The sequence below is a fragment of the Luteimonas sp. MC1572 genome (assembly GCF_016615815.1).
Classification (GTDB): domain Bacteria; phylum Pseudomonadota; class Gammaproteobacteria; order Xanthomonadales; family Xanthomonadaceae; genus Luteimonas.
In genome coordinates this window covers 373,657-390,479 of the sequence record NZ_CP067112.1, presented here as the reverse complement: position 1 = coordinate 390,479, position 16,823 = coordinate 373,657, and the positions used below count along the sequence as shown (strand labels likewise).

General features: G+C 70.3%; 12 protein-coding genes and 1 pseudogene. 7 read left to right on the top strand and 6 right to left on the bottom strand.

What is annotated here, in order from left to right:
* Position 1 precedes the first annotated feature (1 nt).
* Entirely contained in the window at positions 2–778 is a 777-nt protein-coding gene (locus JGR64_RS01795; protein WP_199375147.1) for a glycosyltransferase family 2 protein, read from the top strand.
* Positions 775–1,071: pseudogene (locus JGR64_RS01790) on the top strand (lipid-A-disaccharide synthase N-terminal domain-containing protein); the annotation flags it as partial. The gene JGR64_RS01795 and the pseudogene JGR64_RS01790, both read left to right, overlap by 4 nt.
* Before the next feature lie 16 nt (positions 1,072–1,087).
* On the opposite strand, the gene dinB reads toward JGR64_RS01790, so the two are convergent.
* The 6 genes from dinB to glmS form a co-directional block, all read right to left on the bottom strand.
* Positions 1,088–2,155, bottom strand: a complete 1,068-nt coding sequence (gene dinB / locus JGR64_RS01785; protein WP_199374827.1) for a DNA polymerase IV — start codon at positions 2,153–2,155, stop codon at positions 1,088–1,090.
* Positions 2,156–2,176: 21 nt separating this feature from the next.
* Complete coding sequence (locus JGR64_RS01780) at positions 2,177–4,891, bottom strand: bifunctional acetate--CoA ligase family protein/GNAT family N-acetyltransferase (RefSeq protein ID WP_199374826.1); 2,715 nt, start codon at positions 4,889–4,891, stop codon at positions 2,177–2,179.
* 182 nt (positions 4,892–5,073) lie between these two features.
* Positions 5,074–7,167, bottom strand: a complete 2,094-nt coding sequence (locus JGR64_RS01775) for a M13-type metalloendopeptidase (RefSeq protein WP_199374825.1) — start codon at positions 7,165–7,167, stop codon at positions 5,074–5,076.
* An 88-nt stretch (positions 7,168–7,255) separates the two neighbouring features.
* Positions 7,256–8,254, bottom strand: a complete 999-nt coding sequence (locus JGR64_RS01770) for an LLM class flavin-dependent oxidoreductase (protein WP_199374824.1) — start codon at positions 8,252–8,254, stop codon at positions 7,256–7,258.
* 136 nt (positions 8,255–8,390) lie between these two features.
* The gene (locus JGR64_RS01765) at positions 8,391–9,842 is read right to left on the bottom strand and encodes a bifunctional 2-methylcitrate dehydratase/aconitate hydratase (protein WP_199374823.1); all 1,452 of its coding nucleotides are present in this window, start codon (positions 9,840–9,842) and stop codon (positions 8,391–8,393) included.
* Between the two features lie 11 nt (positions 9,843–9,853).
* Complete coding sequence (gene glmS / locus JGR64_RS01760; RefSeq protein WP_199374822.1) at positions 9,854–11,683, bottom strand: glutamine--fructose-6-phosphate transaminase (isomerizing); 1,830 nt, start codon at positions 11,681–11,683, stop codon at positions 9,854–9,856.
* A gap of 192 nt (positions 11,684–11,875) precedes the next feature.
* On the opposite strand from glmS, the gene JGR64_RS01755 reads away from it, so the two are divergent.
* From JGR64_RS01755 to JGR64_RS01735, 5 genes are all read left to right on the top strand, one after another.
* Complete coding sequence (locus JGR64_RS01755; protein ID WP_199374821.1) at positions 11,876–13,171, top strand: efflux RND transporter periplasmic adaptor subunit; 1,296 nt, start codon at positions 11,876–11,878, stop codon at positions 13,169–13,171.
* Position 13,172: 1 nt separating this feature from the next.
* Complete coding sequence (locus JGR64_RS01750) at positions 13,173–13,388, top strand: hypothetical protein (protein ID WP_199374820.1); 216 nt, start codon at positions 13,173–13,175, stop codon at positions 13,386–13,388.
* Positions 13,389–13,450: 62 nt separating this feature from the next.
* Entirely contained in the window at positions 13,451–14,179 is a 729-nt protein-coding gene (locus tag JGR64_RS01745) for an ABC transporter ATP-binding protein (RefSeq protein ID WP_199374819.1), read from the top strand.
* A 46-nt stretch (positions 14,180–14,225) separates the two neighbouring features.
* Positions 14,226–15,536, top strand: a complete 1,311-nt coding sequence (locus JGR64_RS01740) for an ABC transporter permease (RefSeq protein WP_199375146.1) — start codon at positions 14,226–14,228, stop codon at positions 15,534–15,536.
* A 48-nt stretch (positions 15,537–15,584) separates the two neighbouring features.
* The gene (locus JGR64_RS01735; RefSeq protein WP_199374818.1) at positions 15,585–16,817 is read left to right on the top strand and encodes an ABC transporter permease; all 1,233 of its coding nucleotides are present in this window, start codon (positions 15,585–15,587) and stop codon (positions 16,815–16,817) included.
* The last annotated feature ends 6 nt before the right edge of the window (positions 16,818–16,823 follow it).

Genomic DNA, 16,823 nt, shown 5'->3' with positions numbered 1-16,823 from the left:
TATGAACCTTCCTCCGGCACGCGGCCCGTGGACACCCACGCTCAGCGTCGTGGTGCCGGCGTTCAACGAGGCCGCCAACCTGCCGGCGCTGATCGACGAGATCGACGCGGCGCTTGCCACCGCCGTCAACAGCTACGAAATCATCTGCGTCGACGACGCCTCCGACGACGGCACTGACACCGCACTGGCCAGGTGCATGGCGACGCGCCCGCACCTGCGCGTGCTGCGCCACCGCGTGCGCAGCGGGCAGAGCGCGGCGCTGCGCAGCGGCGTCAGGGTCGCGCGCGCGCCCTGGGTGGCGACGCTCGACGGCGACGGCCAGAACGATCCCGCCGACCTGCCGCGGCTGCTGCAGGCGCGTGCCGCCGCCAACGACGACGTGCGCCTGTTCGCGGGATGGCGCGTGAAGCGCGAGGATTCCGCCAGCAAGCGCGTGGCCTCGCGCATCGCCAACGCGATCCGCGCGCGCCTGCTGAATGACGCTACGCCGGATACCGGCTGCGGCATCAAGCTGTTCGCGCGCGATGCGTTCCTGGACCTGCCCGCGTTCGACCACATGCATCGCTACCTGCCGGCGCTGATGCAGCGCGCCGGCTGGCGCACCCTCAGCGTGCCGGTGGGCCACCGCCCGCGCCTGCACGGGCACAGCAAGTACGACAACCTCGGGCGCGCGCTGGTCGGCATCAGCGACCTGCGCGGCGTGCTCTGGCTGCTGCGGCGCGGCGCCTGCGCCGTCGCCGACGAACGCGCAACGCAGGACTCAGGAGTGATGCCATGAACGAGACCATTGCCGCACTGGCGTGGACGGGCGTCGTGGTGACGCCATGGAAGCTGATCGGCCTGATAGGCGCCATGCTGTTCGGCGCGCGCTGGCTGGTGCAGTTCGCGGCCTCGCGGCAGGCCGGCCGCGCGGTGGTGCCGCGCAGTTTCTGGATCATCAGCCTGTGCGGCAGCGCCATGACGCTGTCGTATTTCCTGTTCTCGGAAAAGCAGGACGCGGTGGGCGTGCTGCAGAACCTGCTGCCGGCGCTGACCGCGGCGTACAGCCTGTGGCTGGACCTGCGCCCGCGGCCGCCGCGCGGCGAGCTCAGCGCGGATCGAACAGCGCCGCCTGGCGCGGCAGAACCCCGGGCTCGCGGAATCCGCCGAGGCCTACTCCGACCAGCCGGTAGCGTGTCGACGCGGGCAGGTCGACGCGTTCCCGCAGGGCAAGCGCGAACGCCGTGAATTCGGCTTCGGTGGCCGGGGGCGATTCCGGCGTGTAGCTGCGCGTCAGGATGCGGAACTGCGCGGTCTTGAGCTTCAGCACCACCGTGCGCCCCACGCGCTCCGTCTTGCGGCTTGCCGCCCAGGCCTTGGCCGCCAGCGCGCGGATCGCGGGCTCGAGTTCCTCCAGCGGCAGGTCGGTGGCAAAGGTGTCCTCGGCGGAGATCGACTGCACCGGCTGGTCCGGCTCCACCGGCCGCTCGTCGATGCCGTGCGCACGCCGGTGCAGGCTGGCGCCGAAGCTGCCGAAGCGCAGCTGCAGTTCCTCGACCGCGAATGCACGCAGGTCGCCCATGGTGGCCACGCCGATCGCGGCAAGCTTCGCCTCCATCACCTTGCCCACGCCCGGAATGCGCCCCACCGGCAGTGGCGCGAGGAAGGCGTCGACCTGCGACGGGCGGATCACGAACTGGCCGTCCGGCTTGTTCCAGTCCGAGGCGATCTTGGCCAGGAACTTGTTGGGCGCGATGCCGGCCGACGCGGTGAGCGCGGTCTCTTCGCGGATCGCCGCGCGGATCATGCGCGCCGATTCGGTGGCGCTCGGCGAGGCGATCTTCGGCGCGGTGACGTCGAGGTAGGCCTCGTCCAGCGACAGCGGCTGCACGAGGTCGGTATGGCGCAGGAAGATCTCGCGCACCTGCCGGGAGACCGCCTTGTAGCGCGCGAAATCCGGCGGCACGAACACCGCGTCCGGGCACAGCCGCTCGGCGCGCACCGCCGGCATCGCCGAGCGCACGCCGAACACGCGCGCCTCGTACGACGCCGCGCATACCACCGAGCGCGCGCCGCGCCAGGCCACGACCACGGGGCGCCCGCGCAGGGCGGGATCGTCGCGCTGCTCCACCGATGCATAGAACGCATCCATGTCGATGTGCAGGATCTTGCGCATCACACGGTCATCCACCTGGCGTCACGTGGGATGCACCCGGTCCCCATGCGGTACCGGAAGCGTGACCAGCATGACCGTGGCGTCGTCCGGATCCGGCACCACCCTGAAGCCGAGCTGCCGGCACATGCGCAGCATGGTGCTGTTTTCGCGCAGCACCTGGCCCTCGATCACCTTCAGGCCCATCCAGCGCGCGACCTCCACCATCTCCTCCATCAGCCGCCAGCCCAGGCCGGCGCCCTTGAGGTCGGAGCGCACCATGATCCCGTACTCGCCGCGGTCGTAGTTGGCATCGGCCAGCAGGCGCACTGCGCCAAGCATCTCGCCGCTGCCGGCGTCGACCGCCACCAGCGCCATCGAACGCGCGTAGTCGAGCTGCACCAGGCGGGCGATGAAATCGTGGCTGAAGTCGCGCACCGCGCGGAAGAAGCGCAGGCGCAGATCCTCGGCGCTGACCTTGTCGAAGAAGTGCCGGAACATCGCGTCGTCCTCGGGGCGCACCGGGCGCACGAGCGCCTCGCGTCCGTCGGCGAGCGTCATCGTGCGCTCCAGCTCCTTCGGATACGGGAACACCGCGAAGCGCGGGTGGCCGCGGCCCTTGTGCAGCTGCCGCGACACCGACACCGCCACGCGCGCGTCCAGCGCCAGCACGCCGTCGGCATCGACCAGCAGCGGGTTGATGTCGACCTCGCGCACCGCCGGGATGTCGGCGGCCAGCTGCGCCAGCTTGACCAGCACCAGCGCCAGCGCGCGCTCGTCGGCGGCGGGTACGTCGCGGTAGGCCTTGAGGATGCGCGATACGCGCGTGCGGCCGATCATCTCGTGCGCCAGGCGCAGGTCGAGCGGCGGCAGGGCGAGGGTCTTGTCGTCGATCACCTCGACCGCGGTGCCGCCGCGGCCGAACACCACCACCGGCCCGAACACCGCATCGTCGGCGATGCCGGCCAGCACTTCGCGCGCCTTCGGCCGCAGCGCCATCGGCTGCACCAGCACGCCCGCGATGCGCGCCTCGGGCCGCCGCGCCGCCGCGCGGCGCATCACCTCGCCCGCTGCCTCGCGCACCGCGTCCTCGCTGGCGAGGTTGAGGCGCACACCGTCGACGTCCGACTTGTGCGCGATGTCCGGCGACAGCACCTTGACCGCCACCTTGCCGCCGGCGGCCAGCATCGGTGCGGCGATGCGCGCGGCGGCGGCGGCATCCTCCGCCGGCAGCGCGCGCGCGAAGGGAATGCCGTAGGCCTCGAGCAGCGTCGCGACCGCACCGGGCGCAAGCCACTCCTCGCCGGCGTGCAGCGCGGCGGCCACCACCGCATCCGCCGCGCCGCGGTCCACCACGAAGTCCTCGGGCAGGCTCGGTGGCGTCTCCATCAGCGCCTGCTGCGCTTCGCGATGGCGGACGAGGTACATGAAGCCGCGCACGGCTTCGGCCTCGCTGGCGTAGCTGGGAATCCCGGCCTCGCCGAGCTTCGCCATCGATTCCGGGTCACCTCCCATCCACACCGCCAGCGTCGGCTTGCGCACCAGGCCGCGCGGGCGCGCGGCGAGCGTGCGCACCACGGCGTCCGCGGCCTCGCCAGGATCGGAGAGCACGGTCGGCGCGTGCATCACCAGCACCGCGTCGTTTCCGGGATCGGACAGCAGTGCGTCCATGCCGGCCGCGTAACGCGTGCCGTCGGCGTCGCCCAGCATGTCCACCGGATTGTTGCGCGACCAGCCGAGCGGATACGCGCGGTCGAGCTGCTGCACGGTCGCGGGCGACAGCGCGGCCGGCTGGCCGCCCAGGTCGATGAGGCGGTCGAGCGCCAGCATCCCGGCGCCGGCACCGTTGGTGAGCACCGCCAGGCGCTTGCCGGGCACGTCGCCGAGGTGCGACAGCGTCTCCACCGCGGCGAACAGCTCGTCCAGCGCGTGCACGCGCAGCAGGCCGGCGCGGCGGAACGCGGCTTCATACGCGGCGTCCGGCGTCGCCAGGCGCGCGGTGTGGGTCTGCGCGTGCATTGGCGCTGGCACGTGCCGGCCGGGACGCACCACGACCACCGGCTTGCCGCGTGCGGCGGCGCGCGCCGCGGTCACGAACTTGCGCGCGTCGCGGACTTCCTCGAGGTACAGCAGGATGGCGCGCGTATGGCGGTCGACCGCGAAGTAATCGAGCAGGTCGGCGAAGTCGACGTCGATCGCGTCACCCAGCGACGCCACCGCCGAAAAACCGATCCCGCGCGGATGCGCCCACTCCAGCACGCCCGCCGCCACCGCGCCGGACTGCGACAGCAGCGCCAGGTCGCCGGCGAGCGGACGATGCGCGGCAAAGCTCGCGAACAGCCCGGCATGCGGCGCCACCACGCCCAGGCAATTGGGTCCGACGATGCGCAGCCCGAGCGGGCGCGCCACCGCTTCGAGCGCGGCGTTGTGCGAGCCCGGGCCGGCGCCCATGCCACGGGTGAGCACGATCGCCGCACGGGTGCCGCACGCAGCCGCGGCTGCCACGACCGCGGCGACCTCGCCGGGCGGCGTGGCGATCACCACCAGGTCGGGTTGGAAACCGAGGGCATCGATCGACGGCGCGGCTGCCACGCCCTCGATCTCGCGGTGGAACGGGTTCACCAGGCCCACCGGGCCGGAAAACCCGCCTTCGCGCACCTGCTGCAGCACCAGCCGGCCGAGCGACCGCTCGCGCGGGCTGGCGCCCACCACGGCGACCGAACGCGGCGCGAAGACCGCGTCGAGCGCGTACGTACTCACGGAAACACGCCCGCGACGAACCGCTTCAACAGGTCCACCAGCACCCGGGCGGTGCCTGCCTTCGCGCGCGCAGCTGCCATCGGCCGTCGGTTCCCTCGTTCCAGGACGGCACCATGATCGCGCAATCCGGCGTGAAGGGCGCCGGCCCGGGACACTGCCCGGGCGCGGCGCACGCACCGCGTTTACCAGATGACGATCTGGTCGTTCCCGGCGCGGATCATCGGCGAGCCCGCCTCGCACGACCACGCCGCGGCGAACGCCGGCAGGTTCGACGGTGCACCGACCGCGCGGAAATTCGCGGGTGCGTGCGAGTCGGTCGCCAGGCGCACCGCCAGTTCCTCGTCGGTGAAGTTGCGGCGCCACACCGTGGCCCAGTTGGCGAAGAAGCGCTGGTCGCGGCTCAGGCCGTCGGTCATCGGATCCGCACTGGCGCCGGCGGCCGCCTTCATCGCGTCGTAGGCCACTGCCAGGCCGCCGAGATCGGCGATGTTCTCGCCCAGCGTCAGCTTGCCGTTGACGAACTTGCCGGGCGCCGCCTCGTAGCCGTTGAACTGCGCGACGAGCTGGTCGGTGAGCTGCTTGAAGCCGGCCGCGTCGGCGTCGGTCCACCAGTTCTCGAAGTTGCCGGTGGGCCCGAAACGGCTGCCCTGGTCGTCATAGCCGTGGATCATCTCGTGGCCGATCACCGCGCCGATGCCGCCGTAGTTGAGCTCGGGCGTGGCCGCCGGGTCGAAGAACGGCGGCTGCAGGATGCCGGCCGGGAACACGATCTCGTTGGCGCTGGAGCGGTAGTAGGCGTTGACCGTCTGCGGGCTCATGCCCCACTCGCTGCGGTCCACGGGCTTGCCGATCTTGCCCATGTTCCAGGCGTAGTTGAACGCGTTGGCGGCCTGCACGTTGCCGATGAAGCTGTCACGCGAGGTGGCAAGGCCGGTCCAGTCGCGCCACACGTCGGGGTAGCCGATCTTGGGCGTGAAGCTGGCCCACTTCTCCATCGCCTTGACCTTGGTGGCGTCGGACATCCAGGCCAGGTTTTCGATGCGCACCTTCAGCGCGTCGCTGAGGTTCTTCACCAGCGCTTCCATCTGCGCCTTGGACTCGGCCGGGAACGCGACCTTCACGTACATCTGGCCCAGCGTCTCGCCGGCCACGCCGTTGAGGGCGTCGAGCACGCGCTTGCCGCGCTCCTGCATCTCCTGCTGGCCGCGCAGGGTCTTGGCGTAGAAATCGTAGTTGGCCTGCACGAAGTCGTCGCCGAGGTACGGCGAAGCATCGTCGACCGCGTGGAAGCGCAGGTAGGACTGCCAGGTCGCCACCGGCACATCGGCCAGCATGGTGCCGACCTCGGCGTGGAACGCCGGGATGGCGAGCGAGAACATCGCAGGCGCGGCCACGCCCTGGGCTTCGAAGAACTTCGCCCAGCCAAACGCCGGCGCGAGCTTCTCGGCGTCGGCCAGCGACACCGGGTTGTAGCGCAGCTCGGCGTCACGCGAGAGCTCCACGCGCGACTTGGACACGCCGGCCAGGCGCTTCTCGAACGCCACCACGTCGGCAGCCTGCTTGTCCGCCGCTGCGGTATCCACGCCCGACAGCGCGAGCACGCGCGCGACGTGCTGCTGGTAGGCGGCGAGCTTGTCGGCGTGCGCGGCGTCGAAGTAATAGCTGCGGTCCGGGAGGCCCAGCCCGCCCTGCATGGCATAGGCGATGTTGGTCGCCGAATCCTTGAAGTCGGGGCCGGCGTAGAAGCGGAACAGCGCGTTGTTGCCGCTGGCGGCGCTGCTGTGCAGGTAGCCGGCGAGCGCGTCGGCACCGTCGATCGCGGCGATCGCGTCGAGGTCGGCCTGCAGCGGGGCGAGCCCCTGGGCGTTGATCGCCTCGGCGTCCATGCCGGTGGCCCACAGGTCGCCGACGATCTTCTCGGTCAGGCTGGCGTCGGTGAGCGCTGCGGCCTGTTCGGCCAGCTGGCGCTGGATCTGCTGCGAACGTTCGGTCAGCACCTCGAACGAGCCCCACGACGTGCGGTCGCCCGGAATCGCGTTGCCGGCAAGCCACGGTCCGTTGACGTGCGCGCCGAAGTCCGTGCATGCGGCGACCGCGGGGTCGACGTCGGCCGCGGAGAAGCGGTTGACGGCCTGCAGCTGCGACTCGTCGAGGGTGACGCGCGCGGCTTCGGCGCTGGCGGCGGCGGCCGCGGTGCCGTCCTGGCCGGAACATGCGGCGAGCGCGGTGGCGACGGCGACGGACAGCAGCAGGACGCGGGGATTCTTGGAATTCACAGTGACTCCGGGAGCGTGGAAGACGTTTGCCCGGTGCGGGCGATCGTCCACCTTAGGCGAAGGCGCGCCGCCGCCCGGGTGTCGAAGGTCATGGCCGGGCGTCGGCGATGATCTGGAAGGAACGGTGGCGCAGCGCCGGATCGAAGATGTCGGATACCACCATCAGCTCGTCGGCCGCGGTGCGCTCGACGAACGCGCGCATGCCGGCGCGCACCGTGTCCGGGCCGCCGATGATGCTGCAGGCGAGCATCTGCGACGCCTGCACCTTCTCCTGCGGCGACCAGTAGGCCTCGATGTCCGCGATCGGCGGCTGGGTGAGGTTGCGCACGCCGCGGAACATGTCGGCAAACGACATCTGCTGCGAGGTGGCGAGGAAGCGCGCTTCCTCGTCGGTGGGCGCGGCGATGATGTTCACGCCGACCAGCGCGTAGGGCTTGTCGAGCTGCGCCGACGGCTTGAAACGCTCGCGGTACACGCGCAGCGCCTGGTCCAGCGCCTGCGGCGCGAAGTGCGAGGCGAAGCCGTAGGGCAGGCCCAGCTCCGCCGCCAGCTGCGCGCCGAACAGGCTGGAGCCGAGGATCCACAGCGGCACTTCGGTGCCGGAGCCCGGCACCGCTTCGATGCGCTGGCCTTCGCGCACCGGGCCCAGCCAGGCCTGCAGCTCCTGCACGTCCTGCGGGAAGTGCTCGCTGCTGGCGGGATCGCGGCGCAGCGCACGCAGCGTCAGCTGGTCGGTGCCCGGCGCGCGGCCGAGGCCGAGGTCGATGCGGTCCGGGAACAGCGTCGCCAGCGTGCCGAACTGCTCGGCGATGATGTACGGCGCGTGGTTGGGCAGCATGATGCCGCCGGCGCCGACGCGGATGGTGCTGGTGCCGGCCGCGACATGCGCGATGACCAGCGACGTCGCCGCGGTGGTGACCGCCGGCATGTTGTGGTGTTCGGCGATCCAGAAGCGCGTGTAGCCGAGCGATTCCGCATGGCGCGCCAGGTCGCGCGCGCCGTCCAGCGCGCTGCGCCGGTCGGAGCCCTGGCGCACGCGTCCGAGTTCGAGGATGGACAGGGCGATATTGCCGCCGGCGCTGGGCATGGGGGAGGCTCCATGCGCGACGGCGCCAGCGGCCCGTATGCCGCTGCGTCCGCGCGCATCACGATGATACAAGCGGGTGCGCGCGACCCGCGGGCATGGCTGGCACGCAGTGTCCGACCGGCTGCCGGACCATCCTTCAGATCACGTAGAGATCGACGTAGGCGTGCACCGGCATCGCCTCCAGCGTGGCCTGGTCGAGGCTGGCGGCGAGGATCGCCCGCTGCTGCGGCTCGGGGAAGCGCCGCGCCAGGTTGGTGCGGAACTTGGCCTCCAGCAGCGGGATGCCCTCGTCGCGCCGCCGTGGGTGCCCCACGGGATATTCAACCGCGACTTCGGCGAGCCGCATGCCGTCGTTGAATTCCACGGCCAGCGCGTTGGCGATGCTGCGCTTGCCGGGGTCGTGGTAGTCGGCGGTGTAGCGCGGGTCCTCGACGCAGGTGATCTTCGCCCGCAGCCGGTCGATGCGCGGGTCCGCGGCCACGTCGTCTTCGTAGTCGCCGGCGGTCAGGCGCCCGAACACCAGCGCCACCGCGACCATGTACTGGATGCAGTGGTCGCGATCTGCCGGATTGTCCAGCGGACCCTGCTTGTCGATGATGCGCATGCACGCCTGCTGCGTGCGGATGGTGATCGCGGCGATGTCGTCGACGCCCCTTGCTGCCGCCGCGAGCTGCCCATGCAGGAGCAGCGCCGCCTCGACCGCGGTCTGGCCATGGAACTCGGCGGGGAAACTGATCTTGAACAGCACGTTCTCCATCACGTAGCTGCCATAGGGGCGCTGGAACCGGAAGGGTTCGCCCTTGAACGAGACGTCGTAGAAGCCCCACGTGGGCGCGGTCAGCGCGCCGGGGTAGCCCATCTCCCCGGTCGCCGCGATCAGCGCCAGGCGCACGGCGCGGCTGGTGGCGTCGCCCGCGGCCCAGGATTTGCGGCTGCCGGTGTTGGGCGCGTGCCGGTAGGTGCGCAGGCTCTGCCCGTCCACCCACGCCAGCGACACCGCGTTGAGGATCTGCTCGCGCGAGAGGCCCAGCAGCCAGGCGACCACCGCGGTCGATGCCACCTTCACCAGCACCACGTGGTCCAGGCCGACGCGGTTGAAGCTGTTCTCCAGCGCGATGCAGCCCTGGATCTCGTGCGCCTTGACCATCGCCGCCAGCACGTCGCGCATTGCCAGCGGCGGCCTTCCGGCGGTCACCGCGGTGCGGCTGAGCCAGTCGGCCACCGCGAGGATGCCGCCGAGGTTGTCGGACGGATGCCCCCACTCGGCGGCCAGCCAGGTGTCGTTGAAGTCCAGCCAGCGGATCATCGCGCCGATGTTGAAGGCCGCCTGCACCGGATCGAGCTGGTGCTGCGTACCGGGCACGCGCGCGCCATCGGGCACCACCGTGCCGGGCACCAGCGGCCCCAGCAGCCTGGTGCACGCCGGGTACTCCAGCGCCTCGAGGCCGCAGCCCAGTGTGTCGATCAGGCAGTTGCGCGCGGTCTCCCAGGCGAGCGGCGAGTCGATCACGTAACCGGTGACGTAGTCGACGATGTCGACCAGCACCTGGTCGGGTTCGGGACGGACGTTGCCGGCATGCGAGGACATGGCCTGCAGCCTTACTCCACCGTGACGCTCTTCGCCAGGTTGCGCGGCTTGTCCACGTCCGTGCCGCGCGCAAGCGCCACGTGGTACGCCAGCATCTGCACGGGAATCGTGTGCACGATCGGGCTCAGCACGCCGACGTGGCGCGGCGTGCGGATCACGTGCACGCCTTCCGACTCCTCGAAGTTGCTGTCGGCGTCAGTGAACACGAACAGCTCACCGCCGCGGGCACGCACTTCCTGCATGTTGGACTTCACTTTTTCCAGCAGCGAGTCCTTCGGCGCGATCACCACCACCGGCATGTCGGCGTCGACCAGCGCCAGCGGCCCGTGCTTGAGCTCGCCGGCCGGGTACGCCTCGGCGTGGATGTAGGAGATTTCCTTGAGCTTGAGCGCGCCCTCGAGCGCGATCGGGTAGTGCACGCCGCGGCCGAGGAACAACGCGTGGTCCTTGGGCGCGAAGCGCTCGGCCCACAGCGCGATCTGCGGCTCGAGGTTGAGCGCGTGCTGCACGCTGCCCGGCAGGTGGCGCAGTGCCTCGATGTAGTCGCTCTCCCTGGCTTCCGGCAGGCGGCCGTTGAGCTTGGCGAGCGTGACGGCGAGTGCGAACAGGCCGACCAGCTGGGTGGTGAACGCCTTGGTGGAGGCGACGCCGATCTCCGCGCCGGCGCGGGTGTAGAACACCAGCCGGCTGGCGCGCGGGATGGCGCTCTCGGGCACGTTGCAGATCGACAGCGTGTAGTCGTGGCCCAGCGACTTGGCGTACTTCAGCGCTTCCATGGTGTCGAGCGTTTCGCCCGACTGCGAGATGGTGACCACCAGGTGCTTCGGGTTGGCGACCGCGGTGCGGTAGCGGTACTCGCTGGCGATCTCGACGCTGCACGGCAGGCCGCTGATCGCCTCGATCCAGTAGCGCGCCACGGAGCCTGCGTAGAAGCTGGTGCCGCAGGCGAGGATCTGCATCCCTTCGACGTCGCCGAGCACGGCAGCCGCGTCCTTGCCGAACAGCTCCGGCTCGAACCCGCCGGCGTCGATGATCGCTTCCATCGTGTCCGCCAGCGCGCGCGGCTGCTCGTGGATTTCCTTCTGCATGTAATGCCGGTAGGGACCGAGCTCCAGCGACGCCAGCGAGACGTCGGACAGGTGTTCCTCGCGCATCACCGGCTGGTCGTCGGCACCGAACACGCGCACGCCCTCGCGCGTCACTTCGGCGGTGTCACCCTCTTCCAGGAAGATCACCCGGCGCGTGGCCTGCAGGATCGCCGACACGTCGGAGGCCACGAAGTTTTCGCCGTCGCCCAGGCCGACCAGCAGCGGGCAGCCCATGCGCGCGCACACCAGGCGCCCCGGCTCCTTGTGGCTGACCACGGCCAGCGCATAGGCGCCGTCGAGTTCCTTCACCGCGCGCTGCAGCGCGCCCAGCAGGTCGTCGCCGTCCTGGAGGTAATGGTGGATCAGGTGCGCGATGACCTCGGTATCGGTCTGCGATTCGAAGGTGTAGCCGAGGCCCTTCAGGCGCTCGCGCTGCGCTTCGTGGTTCTCGATGATGCCGTTGTGCACCAGCGCCACGCCGTGGCTGACGTGTGGATGGGCGTTGGATTCGGTCACGCCGCCGTGGGTGGCCCAGCGGGTGTGGCCGATGCCGAGGCTGGCCTGGAAGCCCTCGCTGGCTGCGGCGGACTCCATCTCCGCCACGCGTCCGGTGCGGCGCACGCGGCGCACGTCGTCGCCGTCGACGACCGCGATGCCGGCGGAATCGTAGCCGCGATATTCAAGCCGCTTGAGTCCTTCGATCAGGACCGGAACCACATCGCGATCCGCGATCGCGCCGACGATGCCACACATGTGCTGGAACCCCTTCCTCTGGAATCCCAAGTCTAACGGGGAAAGGCCCCTGGGCCGTCCGCGCGGACGCCGCGGCGTCCGGGCGGACACCCGGACAAGCCCGCAAATCCCTTCACTTTCAAATGCTTGCGGTTGGCACGCCACTTGCGTCAATCCGTCATGCATCCACCCGCACACGACAGACCGCCCGCCATGGACCAACGCTCCCGCATCCGCGACACCGCCAGCCAGGACCAGGTGCTCGCCACGCCGCGCGGCCCCCTTGGTGGCCGCAAGCCATGGCTTGTCGGCGGCGCGGTCGCGATCGCGCTGGTCGCGGCAATCGCCTGGCTCGCCACCGGCTGGTCGTCGGGCGGGCGTTCCTACGACGCGTCGCGCCTGCGCGTGGCCGAAGTCACCCGCGGCGAACTGGTGCGCGACCTGTCCGCCGACGGCCGCGTGATCGCCGCCAACAGCCCCACCCTGTACGCGATCGCCGCCGGCACCGTGGCGCTCAAGGTGGTCGCCGGCGACGTGGTGAAGCAGGGCCAGGAGCTGGCGGTGATCGACAGCCCCGAGCTGCGCAGCCGCCTGGTGCAGGAAGAGTCCGCGCTGGCCGGCATGGAGGCCGAGGCCAGCCGCGCGCTGCTCGACGCACGCCTTGCGAAGTCGGATGCGCGCAAGCAGCTCGACCAGGCCGGCATCGACCGCACCGCGGCCGAGCGCGACCTCGAGCGCTACCAGCGCGGCTTCGATGGCGGCGCCGTGCCGCAGGTCGACGTGGCCCGCGCGCAGGACGCGCTGAAGAAGGCCGACCTCGGCCTCTCCGCGGCGCGCCAGGAATTCTCGCTGTCGGCGCAGGGCGCCGAGCTCGACGCGCGCAACAAGCGCCTGATGGCCGACCGCCAGCGCGCCGTTGCCGCCGAGCTCGCCCGCCAGGTCGATGCGCTCACCCTGCGCGCGCCATTCGACGGCCAGGTCGGCCAGGTGCAGGTGCCGCAGGGCACCAGCGTCGCCGCCAACGGCCCGGTGCTCGGCGTGGTCGACCTGTCGGTGTTCGAGCTTGAGATCAAGGTGCCGGAAAGCTTTGCGCGCGACCTGGCGATCGGCATGCCGGCGCAGGTGACCAGCACCGGCAAGACGTTTCCTGCGGAGGTCTCCGCGGTGTCGCCGGAAGTGGTCAACGGCGAAGTGAATGCACGCCTGCGCTTCGCGGAAGGCAGCCAGCCGCCGGGCCTCCGCCAGAACCAGCGCCTGTCCGCGCGCATCGTGCTGGACACGCGGCCGGACACGCTGATGGTCGAGCGCGGCCCGTTCCTCGAACAGGACGGTGGGCGCTTCGTCTACGTGGTCCAGGACGGCAGCGCCGTGCGCCGTCCGATCCAGACCGGGGTCAGCAGCCTCGGTGCGGTTGAAATCCTCTCCGGCCTCGAGCCGGGCGAACGGGTCGTCGTGTCCGGAAGCGACCAGTTCGGCAGTGCGGAACGCGTCCGGATCTCAGGAGACTGACATGGCCACTTCGAACTTCGCCTTCCACTTCCCCAAGGCCTGGGACGCCCAGGACCTCGCCAACGCCGTGCCGCTGCGCCTGTCCGAGCTGCCGGCGTTCGATGCGCTTGCCGACGGCCGTGGCGGTGCCTCCGCCAACGGCGCGGCGCGTGTTCACCACGTCGCACCGGAGAGCTACCTGCACAACCCCGACCTCCCCCCCTTCCACATCGGCTGACGCCGAACACACCGTGTGCGTCGCCCAAGCGACGCGTGCCACCGACCATCCAAGGATCTCCCATGCTCAACATGCGCGGCGTCACCAAGGTCTACCGCACCCAGCTCGTCGAGACCCACGCCCTGCGTTCGCTCGACCTGCACGTGAAGGAAGGCGAGTTCGTCGCCGTCACCGGGCCGTCGGGCTCCGGCAAGACCACCTTCCTCAATATCGCCGGGCTGCTGGAGACCTTCACCGGCGGCGAGTTCAGCCTCGACGGCGAGAACGTCAAGGACCTGAACGACGATGCGCGCAGCAGGCTGCGCAACCAGAAGATCGGCTTCATCTTCCAGAGCTTCAACCTGATCCCCGACCTCAACCTGTTCGACAACTGCGACGTGCCGCTGCGCTACCGGCGCATGCCGGCCAGCGAGCGCAGGCTGCGCATCGAGGACGCGCTGGGCATGGTCGGGCTGGGCTCGCGCATGAAGCACTTCCCGGCGGAGCTGTCGGGTGGCCAGCAGCAGCGCGCGGCGATCGCGCGGGCGCTGGCGGGCAGCCCGCGCCTGCTGCTGGCGGACGAACCCACCGGCAATCTCGACTCGCAGATGGCGCGCAGCGTCCTGGAGCTGCTCGAGGACATCAACCAGCAGGGCACCACGATCGTCATGGTGACCCACGACCCGGAACTGGCGGCGCGTGCGCAGCGCAACGTGCACATCGTCGATGGCATGGCCACCGACCTGTCGGTCGAGCCGAGCCTGGTGCGGGTGGCGCAGTCCACGCGCGGCATCGCCGAAACCAACATCTGAGGGACTCGCCATGTCCACGCTCACAGACCGGCTGTTCGGCGACAGCATGTTCGGCTACTACGCGAACCTGGCGTTGCGCAGCTTCCGCCGCAACCGCGTGCTCACCGCGCTGATGGTGCTGGCGATCGCGCTGGGCATCGGTGCCAGCATGACCACGCTCACCGTGTTCCACGTGCTGTCGGGCGACCCCATCCCGCAGAAGAGCGGCAAGCTGTTCTACCCGCAGCTCGACCCGCGCTCGATGAACGACTACACCGCGGGCGAAGACCCCGCGGAGCAGGTCACCCGGTTCGATGCCGAAACCATGCTGCGCGAGAAGCGCGGCGACCGGCAGACGATGACCACCGGCGGCAGCGCCAGCATCGAGCCCGAGGTGCAGGGGCTGGATCCGTTCCTGGTGGATGCGCGCTACGCGACCAGCGACTTCTTCCCGATGTTCGACCTGCCGTTCCTGCACGGCAGCGGCTGGCCGGCGAGCGCGGACGACAACCGCGAGCGTGTCGCGGTGATCGCGAAGTCGCTCAACGACAAGGTCTTCGGCGGCAGCAACAGCGTCGGCAAGACGCTGCGCATCGACAAGGAAGCGTTCCGCATTGTCGGCGTGATCGCCGACTGGCGGCCGACGCCGAAGTTCTACGACATGAACAGCGACCGCTACGGCGAGCCGGAGCAGGTGTTCGTGCCGTTCTCCACCTCGCGCGACCTGAAGATGGGCCGCAACGGCAGCATGGACTGCTGGGGCGATTCCGGAAGCGACCCCGAGGGCAGCACCGGCGTCAGCGCGCCCTGCGTCTGGATCCAGTACTGGGTGGAACTCGGCACGCCGGAGAAGGTGGCCGAATACCGGCAGTACCTCGCCAACTACTCGGCGCAGCAGCGCGCGGCCGGCCGCTACGAGCGTCCGGACAACGTGCGCCTGAGCAACGTCATGGAATGGCTGGACTTCAACCGCGTGGTGCCGGGCGACGTGCGCCTGCAGGTGTGGCTGGCACTTGGTTTCCTGCTGGTGTGCCTGGTCAACACCGTGGGCCTGCTGCTGGCGAAGTTCCTGCGCCGCAGCAGCGAGATCGGCGTGCGCCGCGCGCTCGGCGCCTCGCGTTCGGCGATCTTCACCCAGTGCCTGGTCGAGGCCGGTGCGATCGGCCTGGCCGGCGGCATCCTCGGACTGGGGCTGGCGCAGCTCGGGCTGTGGGCCGTGCGCCAGCAGCCGGCGAGCTACGCCGAGCTCGCGCGCCTGGATCCGATGATGTTGCTGGCGACCTTCGTGCTCGCGGTCGTCGCCAGCCTGCTGGCGGGCATCCTGCCCGCATGGCGCGCGATGCAGGTCACCCCGGCGATCCAGCTCAAGACCCAGTAGCCCTTCGTCCGCCCCCGCGGCGGGCACCCCGACTTCCGGAGCATCTCCATGGACATCCGTCCGATCCTCTCCACCCTGCTGCGCCACAAGACCGCCGCGGCGCTGATCGTGGTCGAGATCGCGCTCTCGTGCGCGATCATCTGCAACGCGCTGTTCCTGATCGGCAACCGCGTCGATCGCATCAGCCTGCACAGCGGCATCGCCGACAACGAACTCGTCCGCATCCAGATCACCGGCATCGGCGAAGACGAGAACGCCGCCGCGCTCACCCGCGCCGACATGACCGCGCTGCGCGCACTGCCGGGTGTCAAGGCCGCGGTCGCGACCAACCAGGTCCCGTTCTCCAACTCGTCCTGGAACACGTCGGTGAACCTGCAGCCCGACCAGCAGCGGCCCACCGCCGGACTCACGATGTACATGGGCGACGAGCATTTCCTGCCGACGTTCGGCCCGACGCTTGTCGAGGGCCGCAATTTCAACGCCGACGAGATCCAGGAGTGGGACGTGATCGACGCGCCCGGCGCCGATCTCGCGCCGCCCGCCGTGATCATCACGCGCAAGGCCGCGGAGAAGCTGTTCCCGGGCGGGTCGGCACTGGGCAAGCAGGTGTACATCAGCCGCGACAAGCCGACGCCGGTGATCGGCGTGATCGACCACCTGATCCGTCCCAGCGACCAGGGCGGCCCTGCGGAAAAGGAGTTCTCGATGATCCTGCCGATTCGCCTGCCGTACACGGTCGGCAGCAACATCATGCTGCGCACCACGCCGGAGCGCCGCGCGGAAGTGCTCGCCGCCGCGAAGGAAGTGCTGAAGGCCAACGGCCCCAACCGCATCATCCTTGAAGACAACACCAAGACCGTCGCGGAGCTGCGCCAGGAGTACTACCAGGCCGACCGCGCCATGGTCTGGCTGCTGGTGGCGGTGTGCATCGCGCTGCTGGTGGTCACCGCGCTCGGCATCGTCGGCCTGGCCAGCTTCTGGGTGCAGCAGCGCACCAAGCAGATCGGCGTCCGCCGCGCGCTCGGTGCCACGCGCGGACAGATCCTGCGCTATTTCCAGGTCGAGAACTTCCTGCTGGCGACCGTCGGCATCGTGATCGGCATGGTGATGGCGTACGCGATCAACCAGCTGCTGATGGGCCGCTATGAACTGCCGCGACTGCCTCTGGCGTACCTGCCGATCGGCGCGCTGGCGCTGTGGTTCCTCGGCCAGGTCGCGGTCTACGGGCCGGCGCGGCGGGCGGCGATGGTGCCGCCGGCGGTTGCCACGCGCAGCGTATGATCGGCG